This window comes from Streptomyces sp. FH025 (assembly GCF_017427025.1).
GTDB lineage: Bacteria > Actinomycetota > Actinomycetes > Streptomycetales > Streptomycetaceae > Kitasatospora.
In genome coordinates this window covers 1-4,123 of sequence record NZ_JAFLNG010000684.1, presented here as the reverse complement: position 1 = coordinate 4,123, position 4,123 = coordinate 1, and the positions used below count along the sequence as shown (strand labels likewise).

Sequence of the window (4,123 nt, the reverse complement as noted above, 5' to 3'; positions counted from 1 at the left end):
AGGTCCGGACGGTCCACGGGCACACCCGGGGGCACGTCGTCGTGCAGCACGTGTTCGAGAAGGAGGGCACCACCCGCGCCGAGTTCGACCCCGACTGCCTGACCACCACGGCCGACGGCGCCGTCGTCGTGACCGGGCCCGTCACCCGGATCGTGGTCACCCCGCTCGGGGGCGAGCCTCAGCTCTTCGACCAGGGCCGGCACCCCGAGGCCGGGCTCACCTTCTACCCGGCCGACGGACAGGGCGAGCGCCGGGTCGGCTGGGAATGGAACCAACCCGGGGCCCCCGCCAAGGTCACCGAATGCGGCGCGGTTCCGGCCGGCTTCTGGGTCATCGGGGGCGGGGCGGTCCTGCGTCGGTAGCACCGCTGGTGCCGGGCCGTCGGCGGCGGTCAGCGCAGCGTCAGCTAAGCGTCAGCGCCGCGCGCGACCGTAGTGGGCATGACGTCGATCACGGCGGTCTCCAGCTGCCTTCCCGACACCATCCCGATCGCCCGCTTCCAGAAGGAACTCCAGCTGACCGATGTTCAGCTGCGGCGCTACCAGCGCTTCTACGGGCTCGCCGAGGTGTGCCGCGACCCCGCGGCGACCGAGACCGAGCTGCTGCTGCGCGCCGCGACCAAGCTGGTGGAGCTGCGCGGACAGGAACAGCGCGTCAAGTACGTCCTGCAGGCGCGGACCATGCCCTCGCCGCTGCCGTACCCGATGACCTCGCTGCGGCCGCTCCAGGCCGAACTCGGTCTGGAGCACGCCGCCGGGTTCGTCGTCTCGCACCACGCCTGCGCCTCCGGGCTGCTCGCCGTGGACCTGGCCGGCACTCTGCTCGCCGCCGATCCGGACCCGAACGCGCTCGCGCTGATCGTGGCCGGGGAGAAGGCCTGCACCACCCACACCCAGTCCATCCCGGACGTGACGGTGATGGGCGAGGGCACGGTGGCCTTCCTGGTGAGCGCGGACCGCTCCGGACCGGACCGGATGCTCGGTTACGCCTCGCGCACCCACACCCGGTTCGGCGACGAGTTCATCATGAGCGAGAGCGCCGCCAAGGAGTTCCAGGACCTGTACGGTCCCGGCCTGTGCGAGGTGATCGAGGCCGCGCTGGCGGAAGCCGGCTGCGGGCTGGACGAGTTGGCGCTGGTGCTGCCGCACAACGTCAACCGGCTGTCCTGGATCGGCGTCTGCAAGGAGCTCGGGCTGCCGATCGACCGGGTCTTCCTCGACCTGATCGGCGAGACCGGCCACTGCTTCTGCGCCGACCCCTTCATCAACCTTCAGAAGGCCGACGAGCTGGGGCGGCTGCGCCCCGGCGACCGCTACCTGATGACCAGCGTGGGGCTCGGGGCGACCTTCGCCGCCATGGTCTTCGAGCACTGAGCCGTCCGAGCACAGAGGTCTCCGACACAGAGGTCTTCGAGCACAGAGGTCTTCGAGCACTGACGGCGCCCAAGGGCCCCTCCGGGCCGGCGCGCACACGAGAATTGACGAGGTCGACATGCACCTTCCCTCCGCCGGTTTCAGCGCGCGGCTCAAGCGCGCGGTGACCGGATCCGCGGACACCCCGCTGGTGTTCCTGGGCAACTTCGAGGTGGAGAACCACTGGGCGCTCGGCGAGCCCGCGCTGCCCCGGGTCGCCTCGCACGCGGGCAGCGCGGTGGTGAACCGGATGGACGAGTTCGCGCTGCTGCTCGGCGGCAAGAACGACCACGTCGTGCTGAAGACCCCGCTGGACCAGGGCTACCGCGGCTACCTGGAGGGCCTCGGCCTCGAACTGCCCACCGTGCACGTGGTGGCCGACCAGGACCCGCAGCGCACCGTCAGCGAGGACGCCCTCGCCGACGAGGCCCTGCTGCGCGCCCTCTCCGCCCTGACCGCCGAGGGCGCCCGGCTGACCGCGCACGGCATCTCCACCGTCGAGGAGGAGCTGTCCGCCCGCACCGGGGTGCCGCTGGGCGCGCCCTCCGCCGCGGTCTGCAAGCGGGTCAACAGCAAGGTGTACAGCCGCCGCCTCTCCGACGAGCTGGGCATCCGCCAGGCCCGCGGCTGGGCCTGCGAGACCCTGGAGGATCTGGCCGAGGCGGTGGCCGCCGCCGGCGAACTGCTCGACGCCGGGCGCAAGGTGGTGCTCAAGGACGCCTTCGGGGTGTCCGGCAAGGGCATCGTGGTGCTGGACAGCTCGACCCGGCTGGGCCGGCTGCACCGGATGGCCGTCCAGCAGGCCGAGAAGGCGGCCAGGGCCGAGGGCGGGGCGGCGCGCACCGCCCTGGTGATCGAGGAGTGGGTCGCCAAGCGGTGCGACCTCAACTACCAGTTCACCGTGGGCCGGGACGGCTCGGTGCACTTCGACTTCGTCAAGGAGCTGCTCACCGAGGGCGGCGTCCACAAGGGCCACCGCATCCCGGCCCGGCTGACCGGGGCGCAGGTCGACGAGATCGCCGCGACGGCGCTGCGGCTCGGCGAGCGGCTCGCCGCGGACGGCTACTACGGCGTGGTCGGGGTGGACGCGATGGTCGACCCCGACGAGGGCCTGTACCCGGTGATCGAGATCAACGCCCGCAACAACATGTCCACGTACCAGAACGTGGTGCACGAGGGTGGCCTGGCCGGCCCCGAGGAGGTCGCCGTCGCCCGCCACTACCCGCTGCGGCTGACCCGCCCGCTGCCCTTCGCCGAGCTGGCCGAGGTGCTGGAAGGGCTGCTGCTGACCGGGCGCGGCCCGCGCCCGCGCGGCCTGTTCGTCAACAACTACGCCACGGTGAACGCCGCCGCGGGAGCCGTCGCCGACGGCGCCGACGGCTTCGAGGGCCGGCTGTACGGCGTACTCGTCGGCGCCTCCGACGAGGAGATCGCGGAGATCGACACCGACATCACCAGCCGCCTCGCGGCCTACCCGGAACGGAGCTGAACGTGAGCGTCGCATTCGAGGTGCAGGGCCTCGGGATCACCGAGCTGGCCGAGGAGTTCGGCACCCCGCTGTACCTGTACGACGGCGAGGAGATCACCACCCGCTTCCAGGGCCTGCGCGAGGCGCTGCACCCCGCGATGGAGGTCTTCTACTCGCTGAAGGCCAACCCCAACATCTCCATCTGCGCGCTGCTGCACAGCTGCGGCGCCCGCGCCGAGGTGTCCTCGCTGACCGAGCTGGTCACCGCCCGCCGGGCCGGGGTGGGCCCGCAGGACATCATCTTCCTCGGGCCCGGCAAGAGCCGCGCCGAGGTGGCCGCCTGCCTGGACGAGGACATCCACGCGATCGTCTGCGAGTCGGTCGAGGAGCTGGGCCTGATCGACGAGCTGGCCCGCGAGCGCGGCGTCACCGCGCGGGTCGCGCTGCGCGTCAACCCGAGCTTCCAGGTGAAGGGTTCGGGCCTGACCATGGGCGGCAAGCCGCGCCAGTTCGGCACCGACGAGGAGCTGCTGCTGGCCGAGGGCAAGGGCCTGGCCGCCCGCTACCCGAACCTGCGGCTGATGGGCGTCCAGGTCTACCTGGGCACCCGGATCCTCTCCGAGGAGTCGGTGGTCGAGAACACCCGCCGGATCTTCGACCTGGCCGAGCGGCTCTCCGCGGAGCTGGGCTTCCCGCTGGAGACCGTGGACGTGGGCGGCGGCCTCGGCATCGCCTACTTCGACAACGAGAAGGACCTCGACGTCTCGGTGCTGGCCGCCGGCCTCAACCCGCTGATCGAGGACTTCGCCACCCGGCACCCCGACACCCGCCTGATCATGGAGCTGGGCCGCTTCCTGGTCGCCGCCTCCGGCACCTACGTGACCCGGGTGCGCTACACCAAGACCTCGATGGGCGAGAACTTCGCGGTCACCGACGGCGGCACCAACCACCACATGGCGGCGGTCGGCATCGGCTCGTACGTCAAGCGCAACTTCCCGATGGCCGCGCTGGAGCGGCTGGACGAGCCGGCCACCGAGCCCTGGCACATCACCGGCCCGCTGTGCACGCCCAACGACGTGATCGGCAAGAAGGTGCCGATGCCGGCGCTGCGGCCCGGCGAGCTGATCGGCGTGCAGCGCTCCGGCGCGTACGGGCCGACCGCCTCGCCGGTGCACTTCCTGAGCCACGGCTACCCGGCCGAGGTGCTCGTCCTGGACGGCCGGGCGCACCTGGTCCGCGAGCG

Annotated in this window: 4 protein-coding genes; all 4 read left to right on the top strand. The window is 71.9% G+C overall.

The window, feature by feature from the left end; translation table 11 throughout:
• The coding region (locus tag J0670_RS32025) for a hypothetical protein (protein WP_207815500.1) at positions 1 to 362 on the top strand (362 nt) is incomplete at its 5' end.
• A 78-nt stretch (positions 363 to 440) separates the two neighbouring features.
• Positions 441 to 1,373 carry a 3-oxoacyl-[acyl-carrier-protein] synthase III C-terminal domain-containing protein gene (locus J0670_RS32020; protein WP_207815499.1) on the top strand — a complete coding sequence of 311 codons (933 nt, stop codon included), beginning with the start codon at positions 441 to 443 and terminating at the stop codon, positions 1,371 to 1,373.
• A 118-nt stretch (positions 1,374 to 1,491) separates the two neighbouring features.
• Positions 1,492 to 2,901: an ATP-grasp domain-containing protein gene (locus J0670_RS32015; protein WP_207815497.1), complete on the top strand. Its 1,410-nt coding sequence runs from the start codon at positions 1,492 to 1,494 to the stop codon at positions 2,899 to 2,901.
• 2 nt (positions 2,902 to 2,903) lie between these two features.
• Positions 2,904 to 4,123 (top strand): type III PLP-dependent enzyme (locus J0670_RS32010; RefSeq protein ID WP_207815495.1); only part of this gene is annotated, 1,220 nt, incomplete at its 3' end.